General features: G+C 72.9%; 19 protein-coding genes and 1 pseudogene. 9 read left to right on the forward strand and 11 right to left on the reverse strand.

Annotation, left to right across the window (positions count from 1 at the left end):
* The first annotated feature begins 11 nt into the window (after nt 1-11).
* Complete coding sequence (gene panB / locus ACTWPP_RS18515) at nt 12-863, forward strand: 3-methyl-2-oxobutanoate hydroxymethyltransferase (protein WP_443105514.1); 852 nt, start codon at nt 12-14, stop codon at nt 861-863.
* Between the two features lie 123 nt (nt 864-986).
* Here the strand turns inward: panB and ACTWPP_RS18520 are convergent, their stop codons facing one another.
* Both ACTWPP_RS18520 and npdG read right to left on the reverse strand, forming a co-directional pair.
* On the reverse strand, nt 987-2,069 hold the full coding sequence (locus ACTWPP_RS18520) for a potassium channel family protein (protein ID WP_443105515.1): 1,083 nt from the start codon (nt 2,067-2,069) through the stop codon (nt 987-989).
* Between the two features lie 26 nt (nt 2,070-2,095).
* Nucleotides 2,096-2,800, reverse strand: coding sequence for an NADPH-dependent F420 reductase (gene npdG, locus ACTWPP_RS18525; protein ID WP_443105516.1), 705 nt, complete (start codon nt 2,798-2,800; stop codon nt 2,096-2,098).
* A 92-nt stretch (nt 2,801-2,892) separates the two neighbouring features.
* Here npdG and ACTWPP_RS18530 point away from each other — a divergent pair, with 92 nt between their 5' ends.
* On the forward strand, nt 2,893-3,489 hold the full coding sequence (locus ACTWPP_RS18530) for a hypothetical protein (RefSeq protein WP_443105585.1): 597 nt from the start codon (nt 2,893-2,895) through the stop codon (nt 3,487-3,489).
* A 68-nt stretch (nt 3,490-3,557) separates the two neighbouring features.
* Here the strand turns inward: ACTWPP_RS18530 and ACTWPP_RS18535 are convergent, their stop codons facing one another.
* Nucleotides 3,558-3,737, reverse strand: a complete 180-nt coding sequence (locus ACTWPP_RS18535; protein WP_443105517.1) for a hypothetical protein — start codon at nt 3,735-3,737, stop codon at nt 3,558-3,560.
* A gap of 71 nt (nt 3,738-3,808) precedes the next feature.
* Here ACTWPP_RS18535 and map point away from each other — a divergent pair, with 71 nt between their 5' ends.
* From map to ACTWPP_RS18555, 4 genes are all read left to right on the forward strand, one after another.
* Entirely contained in the window at nt 3,809-4,660 is an 852-nt protein-coding gene (map, locus tag ACTWPP_RS18540) for a type I methionyl aminopeptidase (RefSeq protein WP_443105518.1), read from the forward strand.
* Nucleotides 4,661-4,719: 59 nt separating this feature from the next.
* On the forward strand, nt 4,720-5,409 hold the full coding sequence (locus ACTWPP_RS18545; RefSeq protein ID WP_443105519.1) for a ComEA family DNA-binding protein: 690 nt from the start codon (nt 4,720-4,722) through the stop codon (nt 5,407-5,409).
* Between the two features lie 19 nt (nt 5,410-5,428).
* Nucleotides 5,429-6,439, forward strand: coding sequence for a DNA polymerase ligase N-terminal domain-containing protein (locus ACTWPP_RS18550; RefSeq protein ID WP_443105520.1), 1,011 nt, complete (start codon nt 5,429-5,431; stop codon nt 6,437-6,439).
* Between the two features lie 317 nt (nt 6,440-6,756).
* Nucleotides 6,757-7,473: a metal-dependent hydrolase gene (locus tag ACTWPP_RS18555; RefSeq protein WP_443105521.1), complete on the forward strand. Its 717-nt coding sequence runs from the start codon at nt 6,757-6,759 to the stop codon at nt 7,471-7,473.
* 9 nt (nt 7,474-7,482) lie between these two features.
* On the opposite strand, the gene ACTWPP_RS18560 is transcribed toward ACTWPP_RS18555, so the two are convergent.
* From ACTWPP_RS18560 to ACTWPP_RS18595, 8 genes and pseudogenes are all read right to left on the reverse strand, one after another.
* Entirely contained in the window at nt 7,483-8,580 is a 1,098-nt protein-coding gene (locus ACTWPP_RS18560; RefSeq protein WP_443105522.1) for a baeRF3 domain-containing protein, read from the reverse strand.
* A 77-nt stretch (nt 8,581-8,657) separates the two neighbouring features.
* A complete protein-coding gene (locus ACTWPP_RS18565; protein WP_443105523.1) occupies nt 8,658-9,314 on the reverse strand; it encodes a response regulator in 657 nt (218 codons plus the stop codon).
* Nucleotides 9,311-10,537 (reverse strand): sensor histidine kinase, encoded by a 1,227-nt coding sequence (locus ACTWPP_RS18570; RefSeq protein WP_443105586.1) that lies wholly within the window; start codon nt 10,535-10,537, stop codon nt 9,311-9,313. Before ACTWPP_RS18570 ends, ACTWPP_RS18565 begins: the two co-directional genes overlap by 4 nt.
* Nucleotides 10,538-10,598: 61 nt before the next feature.
* The gene (locus tag ACTWPP_RS18575) at nt 10,599-12,662 is read right to left on the reverse strand and encodes a cytochrome c oxidase assembly protein (RefSeq protein ID WP_443105524.1); all 2,064 of its coding nucleotides are present in this window, start codon (nt 12,660-12,662) and stop codon (nt 10,599-10,601) included.
* Nucleotides 12,655-13,245, reverse strand: coding sequence for a copper resistance CopC family protein (locus ACTWPP_RS18580; RefSeq protein WP_443105525.1), 591 nt, complete (start codon nt 13,243-13,245; stop codon nt 12,655-12,657). The genes ACTWPP_RS18575 and ACTWPP_RS18580 overlap by 8 nt, the downstream gene beginning before the upstream one ends.
* Nucleotides 13,246-13,349: 104 nt before the next feature.
* Complete coding sequence (locus ACTWPP_RS18585; RefSeq protein WP_443105526.1) at nt 13,350-14,450, reverse strand: DUF5685 family protein; 1,101 nt, start codon at nt 14,448-14,450, stop codon at nt 13,350-13,352.
* Between the two features lie 66 nt (nt 14,451-14,516).
* Nucleotides 14,517-15,815 carry a helix-turn-helix domain-containing protein gene (locus ACTWPP_RS18590; protein ID WP_443105527.1) on the reverse strand — a complete coding sequence of 433 codons (1,299 nt, stop codon included), beginning with the start codon at nt 15,813-15,815 and terminating at the stop codon, nt 14,517-14,519.
* A 47-nt stretch (nt 15,816-15,862) separates the two neighbouring features.
* Nucleotides 15,863-16,174: pseudogene (locus ACTWPP_RS18595) on the reverse strand (PucR family transcriptional regulator); the annotation flags it as partial.
* A gap of 199 nt (nt 16,175-16,373) precedes the next feature.
* Here ACTWPP_RS18595 and ACTWPP_RS18600 point away from each other — a divergent pair.
* The 3 genes from ACTWPP_RS18600 (at nt 16,374) to ACTWPP_RS18610 (ending at nt 20,048) form a co-directional block, all read left to right on the forward strand.
* A complete protein-coding gene (locus ACTWPP_RS18600) occupies nt 16,374-17,819 on the forward strand; it encodes an NCS2 family permease (RefSeq protein ID WP_443105528.1) in 1,446 nt (481 codons plus the stop codon).
* 135 nt (nt 17,820-17,954) lie between these two features.
* The gene (locus ACTWPP_RS18605) at nt 17,955-19,121 is read left to right on the forward strand and encodes a glycerate kinase (RefSeq protein ID WP_443105529.1); all 1,167 of its coding nucleotides are present in this window, start codon (nt 17,955-17,957) and stop codon (nt 19,119-19,121) included.
* Nucleotides 19,122-19,238: 117 nt separating this feature from the next.
* Entirely contained in the window at nt 19,239-20,048 is an 810-nt protein-coding gene (locus ACTWPP_RS18610) for an SAM-dependent methyltransferase (RefSeq protein ID WP_443105530.1), read from the forward strand.
* Nucleotides 20,049-20,099: the final 51 nt, after the last annotated feature.

Consider the following 20,099-nt stretch of genomic DNA (forward strand, 5'->3'; position numbering starts at 1 on the left):
GAGGTTCTCGCATGTCTTCTTCTGTCGCACCCCCAGCGCAGCCGGCCGCACTCTACGGCGGCACGAGCGGGCGGAGGGTCACCGTACGCGACATCGCGGCCGCCAAGGAGCGGCACGAGAAGTGGCCGATGCTCACCGCCTACGACGCGCTCACCGCGCGGATCTTCGACGAGGCCGGCATCCCCGTGCTGCTCGTCGGCGACTCCGCCGCGATGGTCGTGTACGGCTACGACTCCACCATCCCCGTCACCGTGGACGACCTGATCCCGCTCACCGCGGCCGTCGTCCGGGGCTCCAAGCGCGCCATGGTCGTCGCCGACCTGCCGTTCGGCTCGTACCAGACGGGCGTCCCCGAGGCGCTGTCGGCCGCCACCCGGTTCCTCAAGGAGACCGGCGCGCACGCGGTCAAGCTCGAGGGCGGCCGGCGGATCATCCCGCAGGCCGAGGCGATGGTCGCCGCGGGCATCCCGGTGATGGGCCACCTCGGCCTCACCCCGCAGTCGGTGAACGTCTTCGGCGGCTACCGGGTGCAGGGCCGCGGCCAGGACGGCGACGAGCTGATGGCGGACGCGAAGGCCCTCGAAGCGGCCGGCGCGTTCTCGGTCGTGCTCGAATGCGTCCCCGAGGACCTCGCCGCCCGCGTCACCTCGTCCCTGTCCATCCCGACGATCGGCATCGGCGGCGGCAACCAGACCGACGCGCAGGTCCTCGTCTGGCAGGACATGGCCGGGCTCACCCCGCACACCGCGAAGTTCGTCAAGAAGTTCGCCGACATGAACGGCCTGCTCAGCGAGGCCGCGCGCAGCTACGCGGAAGAGGTCGTGAGCGGCGCCTACCCGGCGCCCGAGCACAGCTACCACTAGATTCCCGGCCGCACACGGCCCCGCCGCCCGCCACGGCGGCGGGGCCGTGTTCATCGATCCGGGCCGGGGCGGGCGACCTCGCCGGTCCGGCCGTCGCGCGCGGTGGACCGCTCCCCCGCGTCGTCAACCGTTCTCGTGGCGGCCGTCGTCGCGCGCCTCGGCCTCGCGCGCCTCGGGCGACGCCCGCCGGCGTCGGGAGCGCACCACGATCAGCCGGTCGCCGGGTTGGAGGGCCTCGCATCCGGGGTGGTCGAACGGCAGTATCCGGCCGTCGCGGACCACCGCGAGTCCCGGCTCGTACACCGCCCCGAGCGGCCCGCCGACCTCGCCCGGGTGGACCTCGCGCTCCGCCATGTCGAGCCCGCTGCCCTGGTCGAGCAGATCCTCGATGACCTGGCTGACGTTCGGGTGGCTGGTGGACACGCCGAGCAGCCGCCCGGCCGCCTCCGAGGACGTCACCACGTGGTCGGCGCCGGACTGCCGCAGCAGCGGGACGTTCTCGGACTCGCGCACCGACGCCTGGATGCCGGCGTGCGGGTTGAGCTGCCGCGCCGTCAGGGTGACCAGCACGGCCGTGTCGTCGCGGGCGCTGGCGACCACGATCTCCCGGGCCCGCTCCACCGCCGCCTGTTTCAGCACCGAGCTGCGGGTGGCGTCCCCGACGATGCCGACGAACCCGGCCTCCGCCGCCTCGGCCACCACGCGCGGGTCCGGGTCCACGACGACGATCGACTCGCGGCTCACGCCGGTGCTGAGCAGGGTCTTGATGGCGCTGCGGCCCTTCGTGCCGTAGCCGGCCACCACGATGTGGTCGCGCACGCGTGTCCTCCAGCGGGCCTTGCGCCAGTCGTCGCGGGTTCGTTCCGCCAGTACCTCGAGGGTCGTGCCCACGAGGACGATGAGGAACAGCACCCGCACGGGCGTGATGAAGAGGATGTTGACGAGCCGGGCGGCGTCGCTGACCGGCGAGATGTCACCGTAGCCGGTGGTCGACATGGTCACCGTGGCGTAGTAGAAGGCGTCCAGCAGCGACACCGTCCCGTCCCGGGCGTCGCCGTACCCGTCGCGGTCGGCGTACACGGCGGCCACCGCGGCGAAGAGCAGCAGCAGAGCGAAGCCGACCCGCTTGCCGACGGCGCGCAGCGGCCCCGTCCTCACCGAGGGCAGCAGGACGAGGGGCCCTTTCGCCACCTCAGGATCGTTCACCATCGGCACCGTACCGGGTCGGGCGATCAGACGTCGGTGATGCGCAGCCCCGCGTGCGCCTTGTAGCGGCGGTTGATCGAGATGAGGTTGGCGGTGAACGCCTCGATCTGGCCGGCGTTGTGCAGCCTGCCGCCGTAGACGCCGCGCATGCCGGGAATCCGGCCGGCCAGGGCCTGGACGAGGTCGGTCGCCTCCCGGTCGTTGCCGAGGACGAGCACGTCCAGTTCCATCTCGCCCACCCCGGGGTCGAGCAGCAGCTTCGCCGAGACGTGGTGGAAGGCGGCGACGACGCGGCTGCCGGTCAGGACGGCGGCGGCCTGCTCGGCGGCGCTGCCCTCCTCGACGGGCAGCGCGAACGCGCCCTTGCCCTTCTCGAAGCCGATCGGGTTCACGCAGTCGACGACGACCCTGCCCGCCAGGTCGTCGCGCAGCGACTCCAGCGTGGCCTTGTGTCCCTCCCACGGCACCGCGACGATCACGATGTCGGACCGTCCGGCGGCGACCGGGTTCTCGGCACCGGACACGGAGAGGCCGTCGTGCTCGCCGGCGAGGTCGTCGGCGGCCTCCTGGGCCCGCTCGGCCTTCCGCGACCCGATCGTCACCCGGTGACCTGCGAGCGCGAACCGGCGCGCGAGGCCCTTGCCCTGGTCCCCGGTGCCGCCGAGGATGCCGATCGACAGGCCGCTCACGTCGGGGAGGTCATAGGGCGTCTTCTGCTGCTGCTCAGTCATGCGGCCGAGTCTGCCAGGCGGGCTCCCCGGCGCCGCGCCCTGGGCCCGCGCATCACGGAAAACTCCCTGTGCGGGCCGTCCGGTACGGCACCATGGTCCGCGTGGACGCCGAGCAGATCAGCATGTTGCGCGAAGTGCTGTCGGCCACGGGCTGGCTGGAGCGCACCCGGGAGTTCGGCCGCGCGCTGCGGGTCACGTCCCGGACGCCGGGCGGGCTGCTGCTGGTCGGCACGCCCGACGGCGACCCGTGGCATCTGGCGGCCCACCTGGACGACGAGAGCCGCCTCGGCGACGTCCCCGGCCTGGCCCCCACGCTGGTGCGCTGGAAGCCGCCGGCGGACGCGCCCGCGCACCTGAAGATCGGCCTGGAACGGCTGGAGGCGGCACGGCGCGGCGAGACGCTCTTCGTCGTCGCCGAGGAGGACGCGCCCGTCCCGCTGCTGGAGCGGGTGGACGACGCGCGCCGCACGGGCGCGACCGTCCTCGCGCTGGAGGGCGGTGACCGCGAGCTCCAGAGCCTCGCCCATGAGGCGCTGACCGTCCCGCCGCGGGAGGCGCTCCTGTCGTTCGACGGCGCCCAGCACCTCGTGAGCGCGGCGGCCGGCGAGGAGCCCGCGAGGAGTCCCCGCGGGCTCCGGCGCCGCCTCGCCAGGCTGCTCGACACGGTGTCGGGCCCAGTGGTCGACTGACCCCGTGGTCGACTGACCCAGTGGTCGACTGACCCCGTGGTCGACTGACCCCGTGGTCGACTGTTCGGCTAGTCTTCTCCGTTCTGCTTCCGCCATGTCTCGTTGCGTTCGCGCGCCAGGGTGAGGGCGGCCGCCGCGGCGCTCTCGGACTCGTACGGCCCCATCCGGTCCTTTCCGGGGCAGCCGGGCCCGTGCTCGACCTTCATGTGCTTCAGGCAGAACCACCAGTCACCGTCGTCACCGGCCATCGGCGCTCCTCTCGAATGTGCGCTCGGCATGGGATTCGTTGCCGCGATCCCGCTGACTACACTCCATCACTATGACGACCCAGCTACTCCGGCCCGGAACCGTTTCCCCCATGCGCAAGGTCCCAGCGAGCATTCCGCGCCCGGAGTACGTGGGGAAGAAGCGCCCCAAGACCGGTGAGCCCGACGTCAAGACGCCCGAGATCATCGAGAGGATGCGGGTGGCGGGGAAGATCGCCGCGCAGGCGCTGCAGGAGGTCGGCAGGCACGTCCGGCCGGGCATCACGACCGACGAGCTGGACGTCATCGGGCACGAGTTCATGCTCGACCACGGCGCCTACCCGTCCACGCTCGGCTACCGCGGCTTCCCCAAGTCGCTGTGCACCTCGGTCAACGAGGTGATCTGCCACGGCATCCCGGACGACACCGTCCTGCGCGACGGCGACATCGTCAACGTCGACATCACCGCGTTCATCGACGGCGTCCACGGCGACACCGACGCGACGTTCCTGTGCGGCGACGTGGACGAGGAGTCGCGGCTGCTGGTGGAACGCACCCACGAGGCGGCCATGCGGGGCATCCGCGCGGTCAAGCCGGGACGGGCGCTGAACGTGATCGGGCGGGTCATCGAGTCCTACGCCAAGCGGTTCGGGTACGGGGTCGTGCGCGACTTCACCGGCCACGGGATCGGCACGACGTTCCACTCCGGCCTGGTCGTCCCGCACTACGACGACCCGAGCGCCACGACGATCATCGAGCCGGGGATGACGTTCACGATCGAGCCGATGCTGACGCTCGGCACCCACGAGTACGACATCTGGAAGGACGGCTGGACGGTCGTCACCAAGGACCGCAAGCGCACCGCCCAGTTCGAGCACACCCTGCTGGTGACCGGGGACGGCCACGAAATCCTCACCCTGCCGTGACGAACCTCTTGATCTAGAGTCCGATTCGCCCCCTTATCCGGCCGGGAGACTCTCTAGAGATGAACGCCCCAGCGCCGTACGAGCCGCGGGTTCCGTCCGACAGCATGTCGCCGGGGCGCGCGGCGCTGAGCGTGACGTGGGCGGCGCTGCCGTTCCTGACCCTCGGCTACGCCACGCCGTTCACGTTCGCGGCGGCGGCGCTGTGGCGTCGCAGCCTGCATCTGCTGGTGTCCACGGCCGCCTACCTCGGCGTGTTCGGGGTGATGCTGTACCTGCTGCCCGGCATGGGCGAGGACGACGGCACCGAACGCACGGTCGGCGTGCTGCTGTTCGTCCTCGCGGTGGTGGGCTGCGCGCACGCGTTCATCATCCGCCGCCGCGTGTTCGACCCGCACGGGCTGTCGGCGGTCGACAACGAGGCCGTCGTGGAGCGGGTCAAGCGGCAGCGGCTGCTGCGGGACAAGGCGCGGGAGCTGGCCGCGTCCGACGCCGGCCTCGCCAAGGAGCTGCGGATCGGGCGTCCCGACCTGCCGCGCCAGTACAACGACGGCGGGCTGATCGACGTCAACCACGCCCCGGCGGAGGCGCTGACGCTGCTGCCGGGCATCACCCCGGACCTCGCGGCGAAGATCGAGCGGGTGCGGGCCGAGACGGGCGGGTTCATGTCCGCGGAGGAGCTGTCCGCGGTGGCCGGCCTGCCGCCGTCCCTCACCGGCGAGGTCGCCGACTACGCCGTCTTCATACGCTGATCTCGGGTACGGAACGGGCGTGACCCCTAAGAAGCGGAAGAACGACGACCGGCTGGCGGAGTACCGGGGCAAGCGCGACGCGAAGCGGACACCGGAACCCGTTCCCGAGGAGAAGGCGCTGCCGCACGGCGACGACGACACGTTCGTCGTCCAGGAGCACCACGCGAGCAGCCTGCACTGGGACCTGCGGTTCGAACGCGACGGGGTGCTGGTCTCGTGGGCCGTCCCGAAGGGCCTGCCGTGGAGCCCGCAGACCAACCACCTCGCCGTGCACACCGAGGACCATCCGCTGGAGTACGCCACGTTCGAGGGCGAGATCCCGAAGGAGGAGTACGGCGGCGGCAAGGTGATCCTCTGGGACCGCGGGACGTACGAGACGGAGAAGTGGTCCGAACGCGAGGTGAAGGTCGTCATCCACGGCTCGCGGGTCTCCGGCCGCTACGTGCTGTTCCGGACGCGCGGCAGGAACTGGATGATCCACCGGATGGACCCGCCCGCGGACCCGGACGCCGAGCCGCTCCCGGAGTCGCTGCGGCCCATGCGTCCGGTGGAGAAGGCCCGGCTGCCGCGCGACCAGGACGCGTGGGGGTTCGAGTTCGCGTGGGGGGGCAGGCGGATGGCCGCCTACGTCGAGGGCGGCCGGACCCGGTTCACCGACGACCGGGGCCGCCCCGTCGACGGCCCCGGCGGGCTGGGCTCCCGGCTGGGTGCCGCACTGGGCGCCCGGCCCGCGGTGCTGGACGGTGAGCTGGCCGTCCTCGACGGCCGCGAAACCTACATGATCTACGACGTGCTGCATCTGGACGGGCGGCCGCTGCTGGAGGTCCCGTACCGGGAGCGGCGGGAGAGGCTCGACGACCTCGGCCTGTCGGGGCCGCGGTGGCAGACGGCCCCCTGGTTCCCCGGCGACGGCGACGCCGTCCGCGCCGCGGCGGGCGAGCAGGGCCTGCCGGGCGTCGTCGCCAAGCGCCTGGACTCCGCGTACGAGCCGGGCGAGGAGTCGGGCGCCTGGCGCCTCGTCCCCTCCTGACCTGTGGTGATCCAGTAGGCGGACGGCGTCGTCCTCGGCGCTCATGCCGCTGTCGCCGTCGGCGTCCGACGCCCTCGGGCCGCTTCCTGCGAACCCCGATCGGGGCCATCACCCAGTGGGCCGAGGAGAACGTCGAAACCGCCGTCACGGGCCCGGGATCGTCACGCCGCCGGAAGCGGAACCGGGGCAGGGTTTCCCGCATCCAAACGGACGTAGCGCCCGGTTCGGCGCGTCGCCGCTGAAAACGATCAGTAGCGGGCTAGAGTCCCGCTCTGGAACCGGGCGGCGGACGCGCTGAAAGGCGGGGGAACGGCACGATGATGGGCAAGACGCACGCCCTCAGCGGCGCGCTGGTGTGGCTGGCGGCCGTGCCGGTGCTCGCGCAGGAGCGGCTGCTCGGCGACTACGCGGTGTCGCTGTCGGTGGAGCAGGTCGCGGCGGGTGCCGTGGTGTGCGCGGGAGCGGCGCTCCTGCCCGACATCGACCACCACAACGGCCGCATCGCCAACACGTTCGGTCCCATCACCGGCCACATGTGCAAATGGATCGGGAAGATCTCGGGCGGGCACCGGCAGGCGACCCACTCGATCCTGTTCGCCGTGGGCATCGGCTGGACGATGGACGTCCTCGCCACCCACTACGTCTACGCCTGGTGGGCCTGCCTGTTCATGATCGTCGGCCTGGGGCTGCGCGGCGTCGGCCTGGACTTCGAGGGCAAGGAACCGCAGTCGGCGCTGGCCGACTGCGCGCTCGCCCTCATCGCGGTCTGGCTCATGCACAAGATCGACATGAGCTTCGTGGGGTTCGCGGTCACGCTCGGATGCCTGGCGCACGTCGCGGGCGACTGCCTGACCCCGAGGGGATGCCCGGTGTTGTGGCCGCTGCCGTGGCGCACCGTCGTCCCCGTCGTCCCGAGGACGGACGGCAAGGTGGAGCGCTTCGTGGTGATGCCCGTCCTCACCCTCGGGATCGCCGTCCTCGCCGTCCGCTCGGTCCTCGGCGACGTCACGACCGAATGGCTCACCCGGGGCTGACCCGGAGGCTCAGTAGCGGGTCACAAGGGCGATGCGGCCGTGGTCGACCAGGAAGCCGTCCGAGACGAACGTGACCTCGCCGCCGTACTCCAGCGTCGTCTCGATGACGTCGTCGACGACGTCGTCGACGACGTCCGCGCCCTTCAGGACGCCGGGCATGCCGTCCACCGGGACGAGTTCGCCGCGGGACTTCACCGCGGGCGCGTAGTAGCCGCGCTCGACGACCAGGTGCTCGCCGCGCCCCTCCTCGACCAGCCGCGTGACCTCGCAGAGGCCGCCCGCGTACCGCTGGATGCTGCGCGCGGCCTCCAGTTCGGACAGCACGCCCACCTCGCGGAGATCCTCGTAGGCGGCGAGCGCCGGACGCGCCGCCTCGGCGAGCGTGCTGGGCGCGGCGCCCTCGAAACTGCCGTCGACGCGTCCCGCCACGACCGTGTGGGGACCCGCCACCTCGTCGAACAGCGCCTGGTGCCGGGTGACGCCGGCGACGATCAGGGGACGGCGGTCCCGCGCGAGGATCCGGTCGACGGCGCTCGCCACGTCCCGGACGGCCTGCCGGTGCCGCGCCCCGTCACCGCCCTGCGCGGCGCGCCGCGACTGCTTCCCGGAGCCCGCCTCGTCGATCGGCTCCGGCACGACGGGGAAGCCGCCGCCGATGTGCTCGGACAGGTCCCCGTCGTGGCCGCTCCACAGCCGCGTCCGCTGGTCCGACAGGGACAGCAGCCAGTAGCGGGGGGCGCGCGTGAAGTCGGCGACGAGGTCGCGGGTGGCGAAGCCGGTGTCGACGACCACCCGCTCGTCCACGGGCTGGCCGATCGTGAACGCGTGGTGTTCCCCGTCGGGCGCCGCGAACAGCACCAGCCCGTCGGAGGCGTGCCGCAGGTCGACCTCGGCCGCGGCGCGTTCCAGGCCGCGGACGACGTGGTCGGCGGCGTCGGGCGCCACCCGGGCGTCGTCGTGCAGCCGCCGCCGCACCTCCGCCAGCAGGTTGCGCAGCCGGATCCGGTCCTGCCGGTTCTCCGGCAGGGACCGGTGCGTCGGCATCAGCACCGACACCGCAGGGTAGGTCCTCGGCTTGCGCAGTTCGGACAGGGTCGCGGCGTCCATGATCCCCCGATCGTCGGCCTTCTTACCTTCTGACTCTTTTGTAGCTACTTGCAGGTAAATCAGGCGTAAGGGCCGGTCTAGCCCGGCCTGATGAAGGCCGTCTCGTATGCGAGGATCACCGCCTGGGTGCGGTCGCGGGCCTGGAGCTTGGCCAGGATGTTCCCCACGTGCGTCTTCACCGTCTGCGGGCTCACGAACAGCTCCCCGGCGATCTCGGCGTTCGAGCGTCCCTTGGCCATCAGCCGCAGGACGTCCCCTTCCCGCTCGGTGAGCTGGTCATGCCAGCGCGCCCCCTCCGCGCCGCCGCCGGACGTGCCGTGCAGCGCGGCCAGCTCCCGGATCGCCGCCGGGAACAGCAGGCTGTCGCCGTGCGCGACCATCCGGATCGCCTGCAGGATCTCCTCCGGCCGCGTCCGCTTGAGCAGGAAGCCGCTCGCGCCCGCCTTCAGCGCGTCGTAGACGTACTCGTCGTTCTCGAACGTGGTGACGACGATGATCCGGGGCGGCTTCGGCACGGTCTCCAGGATGTGGCGGGTCGCCTGGATGCCGTCGAGCCGGGGCATCCGCACGTCCATCAGGATCACGTCGGGACGCAGCCGGTTCACCTCGCCCGGCACCTCCGACCCGTCGGAGGCCTCGCCGACCACGGTCAGGTCGTCCTCGGCGTCGATGATGGCCGCGAGACCCGCCCGGATCAGCCGCTCGTCGTCGACCAGCAGAACCTTGATCGTCATGTTCCGGACCTTAGCGGCAGTGAGACGTGGAAGCGCCAGAGGTCCCCGTCCGGCCCGGCGGTCATCTCCCCGCGCAGCACGGTGACGCGTTCGCGGACGCCGCCGAGGCCGCGCCCGCCGCCGTGGTCGGCGCCGTCGCCGCGCGGCGCGCCGAGCGGGTTGCTCATCTCCATCTCCAGCCTCTCCCCCTCGACCCCGAGCCGGAGCCGCACCGGTACCTTCCCGGCGTGCCGCAGCGCGTTCGTCAGCCCCTCCTGGACGATCCGGTACGTCTCGCGCGACACCGCGGCCGGGATCCGCTCCACCTCGGGGCCGACCTCCGCGTCGAGCCTCACCCCGGCGATCCTCGTCTGCTCCAGCAGCCGCCCGAGATCCTTCAGTGTGGCCTGCGGCGCGGGACGGGACTGGTCCTCACGCAGCAGCCCCAGAACATGGTCGAGGTCCTCCAGCGCCGCGCGGGCCGAGTCCTCGATCGCGCCGAGCGCCTCCCGGGCGAACGCCGGGTCGCTGTCGAGCACCCGTCCCGCCGCCCCGGCCTGCAGCGTCACCACGCTCAGCGCGTGCCCCACCGAGTCGTGCAGTTCCCTGGCCAGCCGGTTGCGTTCGGCCAGCTTGACGGCCCTGGCCTCCATGTCGGCGAGCCGCTCGGCGGCGGACGGCCCGAGCAGCCACGGCGCCAGCCGGGACAGCAGCGTGCCCGCGCCCACGATCAACGCGAGCAGCGCCGCCAGCGCCGCCAGCCCGATCGGCGGCGCGGGCCACTGGTGCCAGGTGTCGTGCAACCCCACCGACTCCAGGAACTGGGCGTCCCAGCTCACCACCGGCGCGGCGATCATCACGAACGCGAACGGCGGCACCGCCAGGCTCAGCCCGCTGATCACCACGCCCACCGCCAGGTGCAGGCTGAACCACGCACCGGCCCGGATCCGGCTCTCCCACGACCGCGCCGCCCCGGGCACGAGCACGGCGGCCGGCCCCCTGAGCAGTTCCTTGGCGAGGGCGCCCTCCAGCAGCCGCACCGTCGGCACGAGCCCGGTCACGAACGTCGCCGCCGCCGGCAGGACGAGCAGCGACACCACGAACATGACCGCGACGTTGCCGATCACCGTCGGGACGAGGGTGATGCCGAGGAACCAGTACGGCATCAGCAGCGCGCCGCCCACCACCAGGTGGGACCAGCGCCGCCAGGTCGTCCGGTCGATCAACGGACGCAGCACGCGCATCACGCTTCCGATCCTGGCAGACCGGTCCGCCCGTCCCCTCCCCCGCGAGAGGGAGCCGGGGTCACCTGGGTTCGCCCTGTTCTTCGGCCGCCGCCCTGTCGCGCTCGGCGAGTTTGGCCAGGCGGGCGTTGTAGGCGGCCAGCTCGTCGTCTTCGGGACGGCCGCCGGGCCCCGCGGCCCGGTCGGCCTTGCGGTCCAGCCGGCGCGCCTGCCGCTGGTCATCGAAGAACCACTGGAACGCCAGGACGATCAGGACGATGAACGTCGGGATCTCACCGAAGGCCCACGCGATCGCGCCGCCGGTGTGCTGGTCGTGCAGGATCGTGGTGCCCCACGGCGGGTCGACGGAGGCGTACCAGCCGCGGGCGAGCGCCTGGCTCATGTTCATCAGGGCGATCCCGAAGAACGCGTGGAACGGCATCGTGACGAACAGCAGGAGCAGGCGCCCGGGGTAGGGCAGCTTCTTCGGCGCGGGGTCGACGCCGAGCAGCACCCAGAAGAACAGGAACCCGGCGGCGAGGAAGTGCACCATCATCGCGATGTGACCGAGGTGGTTGCGCATCGCGGCCTCGAACAGCGGCGTGAAGTACAGCGTGAACGTGCTCGCCACGAAGATGACCGTCGCGACCGCGGGATGCGCGATGACCGCGAGGTACCGGCTGTGCATCATCGCCGTCAGCCATTCGCGGGGGCCGCGGTCGCCGCGGATCCGGGCGGGCTTGAGGGCGCGCAGCGCCAGCGTCACCGGCGCGCCGACGACCAGGAAGATCGGCGTCAGCATGTTCAGCACCATGTGCTGCGCCATGTGCACGCTGAACAGGATCGGCGCGTACTTGGCGACGCCGGTCTGGGTGACGGCCACGATGCTCAGCAGGCCGAAGAACCAGGACGCGGTGCGCATCGCCGGCCAGGCGTCCCCCCGCGCGCGCAGCCGGTGGACGGCGGCGAGGTAGAGGCCGCCGAGCACGATGACCAGCACGGCGAAGAAGAGGTCGAACTGCCACAGCGTCGCCAGCCGCGCGGGGGTGACCTCGGGGGGCATGTCGTAGCCGAGCAGCGACTTGATCGCGCTCTCCGGCGCGGCCGGCGGGGGCGGCGCGGTGCGGGCCAGCGCGACGGCGAGGCCCATGGTGGCGGCCATCACGGCGGCCTCGACGGACGCGAACCGGGTGAACGACCACGGCTTGCGGTCGGCGAGGGCGGGCAGGGTGCGGGTCCGGTGCCACCAGCCGAACCAGCCGAGCACGCAGAACGCGACGATCTTGCCTAGGGCGAGCCTGCCGTAGTTGGTCTCGACCAGCTCCACCGGATCGGGGAGGCGGGCGATCACGTTCACCAGGCCGCTGACGCCGACGGTGATGAAGCACCACAGCGCCATGCGGCTGAACCGGTCCGCCATGAGCGGCAGCCGGTCGCGGCGCAGCAGGGCGTGCACGGCGACGATGGCGAGGCCGCCGACCCAGGGCGCGACCGCGGCGACGTGCAGGGCCACGCCGGTCGTCGCGACGGTGTGGTTGGCGGCCGAGGCCGAGTGCCCGGTGAGCGGCGCCGGCAGCAGCGCGATCCCGGCCATCGCGAGCAGCCCGAACGCGGCCGCGGGCGTGGTGGTGGTGCGGGCCAGCAGCGCCACGACCACGGCCAGCAGCACCACGATCATGAGGGCGGTGCCCTGCGGCAGCGAGCCGACATAGCTGCTCAGCTCGCTGCCGGTGAGGACCTGCTCCACCGGCTGGCCGAGCACGTCCGCGACGGTGAACACGAGGGTGGCCGCAGCGGCGGCGGCCCAGGCGGCGGCGAGCCACGACGCGGCGAGCAGGTAGCCGACCGCGTCCTTGGAGAGCCGGGCTCCCGCGTCCTTGGCGGGCCTGCCGTGGCCGCGCCCGCCCTCGACCGGCAGGAACGCGGCGGCGGCCAGCAGGGCGCCGACGGTCAGCGCGGACAGCAGGTCCATCGCCGCCCGGGAGACGGGCAGGCCCCACCGGGTGAGGGCGCCCGCGTCCCCGAGGCCGGGGATCACCTTCTCGGTGACCGAGCCGCCGAGCACGAGCCCGGCCACCAGGGCGGCGGCGGCCGCGGCGGCCGCGATGACGGCGGCCCGCCAGACGCCGAGGCTCTCCTTATTCACGTCCGGTGTCCGCCTGGTACTTGCGCTGGGCCCGGAAAACGATCGCGACGCCGATGCCGATGCCGACCACCAGCCCGGCGATGATCAGCATCCACAGCGCCGCGCCGGAACCGGACTCCTCCTCCTGCGGCGCGGCCTGCTCTGGATCCGCCTTGGGCGGCTGCCCGCCGGCGTCGGCGGCGTCGGCCGGCGCCCCGGCGGCGCCGGTCGCCGTGAACGTCACGTCGTCGTTCTCGATGGGATGCCCGTCCTCGCCGACGACCCGGTAGGCCACCGTGTACGACCCGGCGGGCAGCGCGCCCGACAGCTTCTGCGTGACCGTCGTCCCCGAGCGTTCGGCGGCGCCCGCCTGGAACGTCCTTCCGGTGCCGTCCCTGACGATGACCTTCGCGACCCTGACCTCGTCGCTGAAGACCAGCTTCACCTCGGTGACCGATTCCGCCGACGCGCCCTTCGCGGGAGTGCTGCCGACCAGCTGAGGATGGGCCAGCGCGGGCGGGGCCGTGGCGACGGCGAGCATCGCGGCGAGGACGGCGACGAGCCCGAGACCGCGCAGGGGCCGGCGAAGCGTGCGGAGTTTCATGGGTGGCCGGGTTCTCTAGTGGATCGAAGGAGCGTCCCCCACCCTACTGAGGCCGGGATGGTGGCACACCCCGGGTTTCGCGGGCCATCACGGACACGCGCGTTTCAGCTGCAGTCACAGCAGCAGCAGCCACAGTCGCCGCAGTGGCAACAGCAGTCACAGTCACCGCAGCAGCCTCCGTCGCCGCAGTCGCCGTGCCGGGAGCACCAGCAGCGGTCCCCGCACGACTCGCCGTGGTGATCGCTCCACTCGGGCTGGAACACCCCGCAGGTCACGCAGACGATCGACCCGGTGAGGCACGGGACCGGCCACCCGGGACGCGGACGCCGCGGCCCGTGCTTCGATCCCTTCGGAGGGGCGGCGAAGACGCGGTCGACCGAGCGGCGCACCTCGCGGTCCAGCAGCGCCCGGACGAGCTGCGGCCTCTCCAGCTCCAGGTCGGCGAGAGCGAGCCGGAGCCCCTGCAGCGCGTCGTCGGCGTACCGGCGGGCCTCGCCGGGGGTGGTGCCGGTGGCGAGGAGCGGATTGTACGCGCCCGACGCGGTGTCGTCGGCGAGGTCCTCGACGGCGTCGATGAGGTGTGCGAGGCGCCCGAAGTAGCGGCCCGCCTCCGCGAGGGTCTCCGCGTTGCCCTCCTTGGCGGCGAGAACGGCCGTGTGCGCGAACACGGCGGCGACGGCGGTCTCGGTGGGCTCGGTCAGGTCGAGGAGGCCGAGGCCCGTGGCCGCCTCCAGGGCGGGCTGGCGGGCGACGGCCTCGCGCAGGACGGACGGGTCGAAGCCGACCGCGGCCCCGGTGCGCTCGCCGGCGGCGTCCCAGCGGCCGGCCATCCGTCCCGCCGCGGCGGCGACGAGGCGCCGGGAGTACGGCCCGTCGCCGTCCGCCACGTGGTCGCGGGCCTTGCCCGCCGCGAGGAGCAGCGACGCGGCGGCGGCGAGCCTCGCCCCCTGCGCCTTCGCCGTCACGACCTCGGCGGTCATCATGCCGCGCAGCGCGCACGGGCCGGCCTTGCGGCGCGGGGACAGCGCCGGCGCCTGGGCCTCCGCCAGCACCGACACCAGGAGCCCGTCATAGTTGGTGACCAGCCGCGCCGCCTGGCCGTGCTCGGCCCGCAGCGTCAGGCACAGGCCGCACAGGTGCGCCAGCCAGTCGCCGAACAGGTTCCCGCACAGGACATGCCGGCACGGCCTCACGACACCGAACACCGAAACTCCCCCATCTCAGGCGACCGCAGCACCATTCATGACGCGAGAGCGCCCGGGATGGTTCGCCTACACCCCGACGCAGGTGAGGGCGCGGCGGTAGGCGGCCATCCGGGGCTCCTCGGCGGTGCCCGTCTCGGCCAGCACCTCGGCGAGGTCGAACCAGGCCTGCGCGGCCTCCCGGGAGGACTCCATCTCCTCCAGGCAGGTGGCGGCCCGGGTCAGCACCTCGACGGCGCGGTCGCGGCGGCCGAGCCTCACCGACGCCTCGCCGAGCACGGTCAGCGCACCGGCGGTGGCGCGGCGCGGCGCGTCCCCCAGCAGGTCGAGGGCCTCCTCGGCGAGCCGCACCGCCTCGGCGGGACGGCCGAGCACGGTCTCGGCGCGGGCCAGCTCGGTCAGGCACCAGGCGACGTCGATCTCCCCGGAGGAGCTGGCGTTGATCTCGCCGCGGACCCGGGTGAGCAGCTCGCGGGCGCGGGCGGCCTGGTCGGGCCGGGCGCGCAGCAGCAGCCCGGCGTAGCTGACGCGGAGCCGGTTGAGGTTGCGGGGGTCCTCGCCGTCGACGGCCAGCATCAGCGCCCGCTCGGCGAGGGCGACGCCGTCCTCGTACTCGCCGCGGATCTCGGCGACGTAGGCGGCCTCCCAGTAGGCGACCATCCGGGCGCGGGAGCTGCCGATCCGCTCGGCCCGCTCGACGAGCTGGGCGGCGAGCTGGCGGGCCCGGACGAGGTCGCCGCGCTCGATGAACGCGGCGAGCAGCGCCGCGCCGAGGTGCACGGCGGCGTCGGTGGAGTCGGCGCCGGTCGCGATGAGGTGCCGCAGCGCGTTCTCGGCGGCGTGCACGCCGGCGCTGATGTCGCCGCGCTCGCGCAGGCAGCGGCTCAGCGCGACGTGGACCCTCGCCCAGTGGTCGAGGTCGGTCTCGGCGGACGCCTGCCCGGTCAGCTCCGACAGCCCGGCGATCGCCTCCTCCAGTTCGCCCGCGGCCTCCAGCGCGAGGGCGTGGCCCCAGCGCGCCTGGTGCAGCATCTCCGGCAGCGCGACCGCGTCGGCGCTGGCGAGCACCTCGGCGAACCGGGCCCGCGCCTCGGCCGCCGCGCCGTTGCTCAGCGCGATCTCGGCGTAGTCGAGCGTGACGCGCAGCTCGTCCACGACGTCCTCGCTGACGCCGCTGACGAGGTAGGTCGCCGAGCAGTTCAGCTTCGCCGCGAGCAGCTCGACCACGCTCGGGGCGGGCACGCGCTTGTCGCTCTCGATCAGCGAGATGTAGCTGTCGGACAGCTCGGGGAAGGCGAGCTGCGCCTGGCTCACGCCCTGCCGGATCCGCAGGGCGCGGATGCGCTGCCCCAGTGTCTCCCGATCCATCGTGTGACCACCGCCTACAAGTTCGTGCCCGCTAAGGGTGTTTCCCGCTAAAGGGTGCTCGCCGGCTGCGTCGCGCGCAGGGCGAGGAAGAAGTCGACCCGGTCCTCAAGTGTGCCGAGGTCCCGGCCGGTCAGGTCCTCTATTCGGCGGATTCGGTACCGAAGTGTGTTCACATGGACGTGCAGCCGTGTCGCGCTGCGGCTCCAGGACCCCGAGCAGGCGAGGAAGACCTCCAGCGTGTGCAGGAGCTCGGCCTGCCTGCTGCTGTCGTACTCCTCCAGCGGCCCGAGCATCCGGGCGCGGAACGACGAGCGCGTCCCCTCCGGGACCGATGCCAGCAGCCGCGCATAGGAGTCGAGGCCGTCCGTCTCGGCCGAGTCTCGCATTCGCACCAGGGCAGGCTATAGCGGACCCCTCACCGCCGTCACGCTGCGGAAGCCGGGAATCACGTGCCGATACCCGCCGCCCGACGGTGCCGGTGCGGGACGCCCGGGACCCGGACCGTTAACCTGTCCACGCCGTTTCCGAGACCATGCTGCTGAAAGCGGAGCGCCCGTCATGTCCGAGACCAACGCCGCCAGGACCGACGATTCGCCGCCGGCGGGCGGGCGCGGGCCGCTGGAGCGGCTGTTCGACCTCACCGGGCGCGGGACGACCGTGTCCCGCGAACTGCGCGGCGGCGTCACCACGTTCTTCGCGATGGCCTACATCATCCTGCTGAACCCGATCATCCTCGGCGGCGCGGAGGACGTCACCGGGGCGACGCTGTCGATCCCGCAGCTGACGACGATGACGGCGCTGTCGGCGGCGATCGCCACGGTGATCATGGGCCTGGTCGGGAACGTGCCGCTCGCGCTCGCCGCGGGCCTCGGCATCAACGCGGTCGTGGCGTTCCAGGCGGCCCCGGTGATGACCTGGCCGCAGGCGATGGGCCTCGTGGTGATCGAGGGCGCGGTCATCGTGGTGCTGGCGCTCACCGGGATCCGCGAGCGGATCATGAACTCGATCCCGCTGGCGCTCAAGCACGCGATCGCGGTCGGCATCGGCCTTTTCATCACGCTGGTCGGCCTGTACGACGCCGGCTTCGTCACCTCCAGCGCCACGAGCCCGCCGCTGTCGCTCGGCACCGGCGGCCGGCTGGAGACCTGGCCGACGGTGGTGTTCGGGCTCACCCTCCTGCTGATGATCGTGCTGTACGTGCGGCGGCTGCCCGGCGCGATCCTGATCAGCATCATCGCCGGGACGATCGGTGCCGTGATCATCCAGGAGGCCGGCGCCGTGGCGGAGGGCGGCTGGGGCGTGGTCACCCCGAACATGCCCGAAAGCCTGTTCGGAGTGCCCGATTTCGGGTTGTTCGGGGAGTTCGACCTGGTCGGCGGCTTCGCCGAGGCGGGAGTCATCACCGCGCTGGTCGTGCTGTTCACGCTGGTGCTGTCGGGGTTCTTCGACGCGATGGGCACGATCCTCGGGGTCAGCGACGAGGCGGGCCTGCTGAACGAGAAGGGCCAGGTGCCGGGGCTCGGCCGGATCCTGTCGGTGGACGGGCTGTCGGCCGCGTTCGGCGGCGTGACCAGCTCGTCCGCCAACACGGTGTTCGTGGAGTCGGCGGCCGGCGTCGGCGAGGGCGCCCGGACGGGGCTGGCCAACATCGCCACCGGCGCGCTGTTCGCCGTCACGCTGTTCCTCACCCCGCTCGCCGCGACGGTGCCCGCGCAGGCCGCCGCGCCCGCGCTGGTCGTCGTCGGCGCGCTGATGATGACGCAGGTCGCCAAGGTGAACTGGAGCGACCTGGACATCACCATCCCGGCGTTCCTGACCATCGTACTGATGCCGTTCACCTTCTCGATCACGATCGGGATCGGCGCCGGGATGGTGAGCTACGCGCTGATCAAGCTGGCCCGGGGCAAGTGGCGCGAGGTGTCGATCTGGCTGTGGCCCGTGGTGGCGCTGTTCCTGATCTTCTTCCTGATCAACCCCATCGAGCAGTGGCTGGGCGTGCGCTGACCGCCACCGCGCGCCGCCGGCGCGCCCGGATGTCGCCGCATTTGAAAGTTTCGGACACGCGTGCGGGTGTTAAAAAGTGCCGCCATGGCGTAAGCAGAAGGTAGGGCCTTACCCTCCGGCGTGAAAGGCGTGGCTGTGGTGTCCGCGGACTCTCCCTCCCACCCGTCTCCGCGAGGTCATGTCCTGCTGGCGCCTGACAGGTTCCCGGGAGCGCTGACCGCGGCGCAGGCGGCACGGCACCTCGCGGCCGGGCTGCGCCGCGCCCGTCCCGGCGTCCGGCTGGTGGAGCTGCCGGTGGCCGACGGCGGGGAGGGCACCGTCGACGCCGCGGTGGCGGCCGGATGGCGCCGGGTCGAGGTCGAGGTGTGCGGGCCGACGGGCCGTCCCGTCACCGCGCGGCTGGCGGTGAACGGCCGCAGCGCGGTGGTGGAGCTCGCCGAGGCGTCCGGCCTGCGCCGGCTGCCCGGCGGCAAGCCCCGCCCGCTCGTCGCCTCCAGCCTCGGGACGGGGCAGCTGATCGCGCACGCGGTGCGGCTCGGTGCCCGCCGGATCGTCCTCGGCCTCGGCGGCGGCGCCTGCACCGACGGCGGCGCGGGCCTGGTGCAGGGGCTCGGCGGGCGGCTGCTCGACGCGCTCGGCAAGGACCTGCCGCCCGGCGGGGCGGCGCTGCGTTCCCTGCACGCCCTCGACCTGCGCGGGCTGCCGGACATGTCGGGCATCGAGGTGGTGGCCGCGGGCGACTCCGCGGGGCCGCTGCTCGGCCGCACCGGCGCCGCCGCCGTGGACGGGCCGCGGCGCGGCGCGAGCCGCGACGAGGTCCGGCTGCTGGACGCGGGCCTGCGCCGCTGGGCCGACCTGGCGGAGGCGGCGTCCCGCACGGCGGCCCGCGACCTGCCCGGCGCCGGGACGGCGGGCGGCGTCGGGTTCGCCGCGCTCGCCTTCCTCGGCGCGACGATCGAGCCCGGCGCCTCGCTGATGCTCGACCTGCTGGGCTTCGCCGAGAAGGCGCGGGGCGCGCACCTGGTCGTCACCGGCGAGGGCTCGCTCGACACCCGCTCGCTGCGCGGCACCGCGCCGATCGGCGTGGCCCGCGCCGCGGCCCGCGCGGGCGCTCCCGTCGTCGCGGTCGCCGGGCGGCGCGGCCTCACCGGCGAGCAGCTCCGGAAGGCACGCATCCAGGCGGCGTACGCGCTGGCCGACATCGAGCCCGACGCCGAGCGCCGCGTCCGCCGGGCCGGTCCGCTGCTGGAGCAGCTGACGGTCGCGATCGCCGACGAGTGGCTCCCCCCGGCGGGCCGCTAGTTCGGATCGCTCCAACGAACATTCGCCACTATCGTGACGGCGGAGCGGTCAGCCGTTTACCATCTCTCGGAGGCGGCGGAACCTGAGAACTCAACAGCGGCGTGAGGCGGACACGGCATGGCCGAAGAGCAGTACGACTGGGCTTCACTGGGAATCGACACCAGCAAGCCGAGCATCGCCCGGACCTACGACGTGGTGCTCAGGGGCAAGGACAACTTCGAGGTCGACCGCGCCTTCGTGGCCGAGATCGTCAAGATCATCCCGGAGATCTACGACGTCGCCACCTACAACCGCGACATCCTCGGCCGCGGGGTGCGGTACCTGGCCGGCGAGGCGGGCCTGCGCCAGTTCCTCGACCTCGGCTCCGGTCTGCCGACCGTGCAGAACACCCACCAGGTCGCGCAGGCCACCGCGCCCGGCGCGCGGGTGGTGTACGTCGACAACGACCCGATCGTCCTCGCGCACGGGCGGGCGCTGCTCGCCGAGAACGCGAGCACCACGGTCGTCACCGCCGACATCCGGCAGCCGGAGGAGATCCTCGCGCACGAGGACGTGCGCAAGCTGATCGACTTCGATGAGCCCGTCGCGGTGATGCTGGTCGGCATCCTGCACCACCTGCACGACGACGAGGGCCCGCAGCGGATCGTGGAGACGCTGATGGACGCGGTGCCGTCCGGCAGCCACCTGTTCGTCACGGCCTTCTGCGCGTCCAGCCAGGAGGCGGTGGACGCCGAGGCGCAGTACCAGGGGCTGCTCGGCACGGGACGGTTCCGCACGCCCGAGGAGATCACCCGCTACTTCGACGGCCTGGAACTCCTCGAACCCGGCCTCGTCCCGCTGCCGCTCTGGCGGCCAGACGGGGACGTCGCGGACGAGCTGACCGTCGGGCAGCGCCTCATGTACGGGGGCATCGCCCGCAAGCCGTAGCGCGCTCCGCAGCCGGGCACCCCTTACCGGGCACCCCCTGACCGGGCACCT

The sequence above is a fragment of the Actinomadura sp. 3N407 genome (assembly GCF_052245875.1).
In the GTDB taxonomy this organism is placed as follows: Bacteria; Actinomycetota; Actinomycetes; order Streptosporangiales; family Streptosporangiaceae; genus Spirillospora.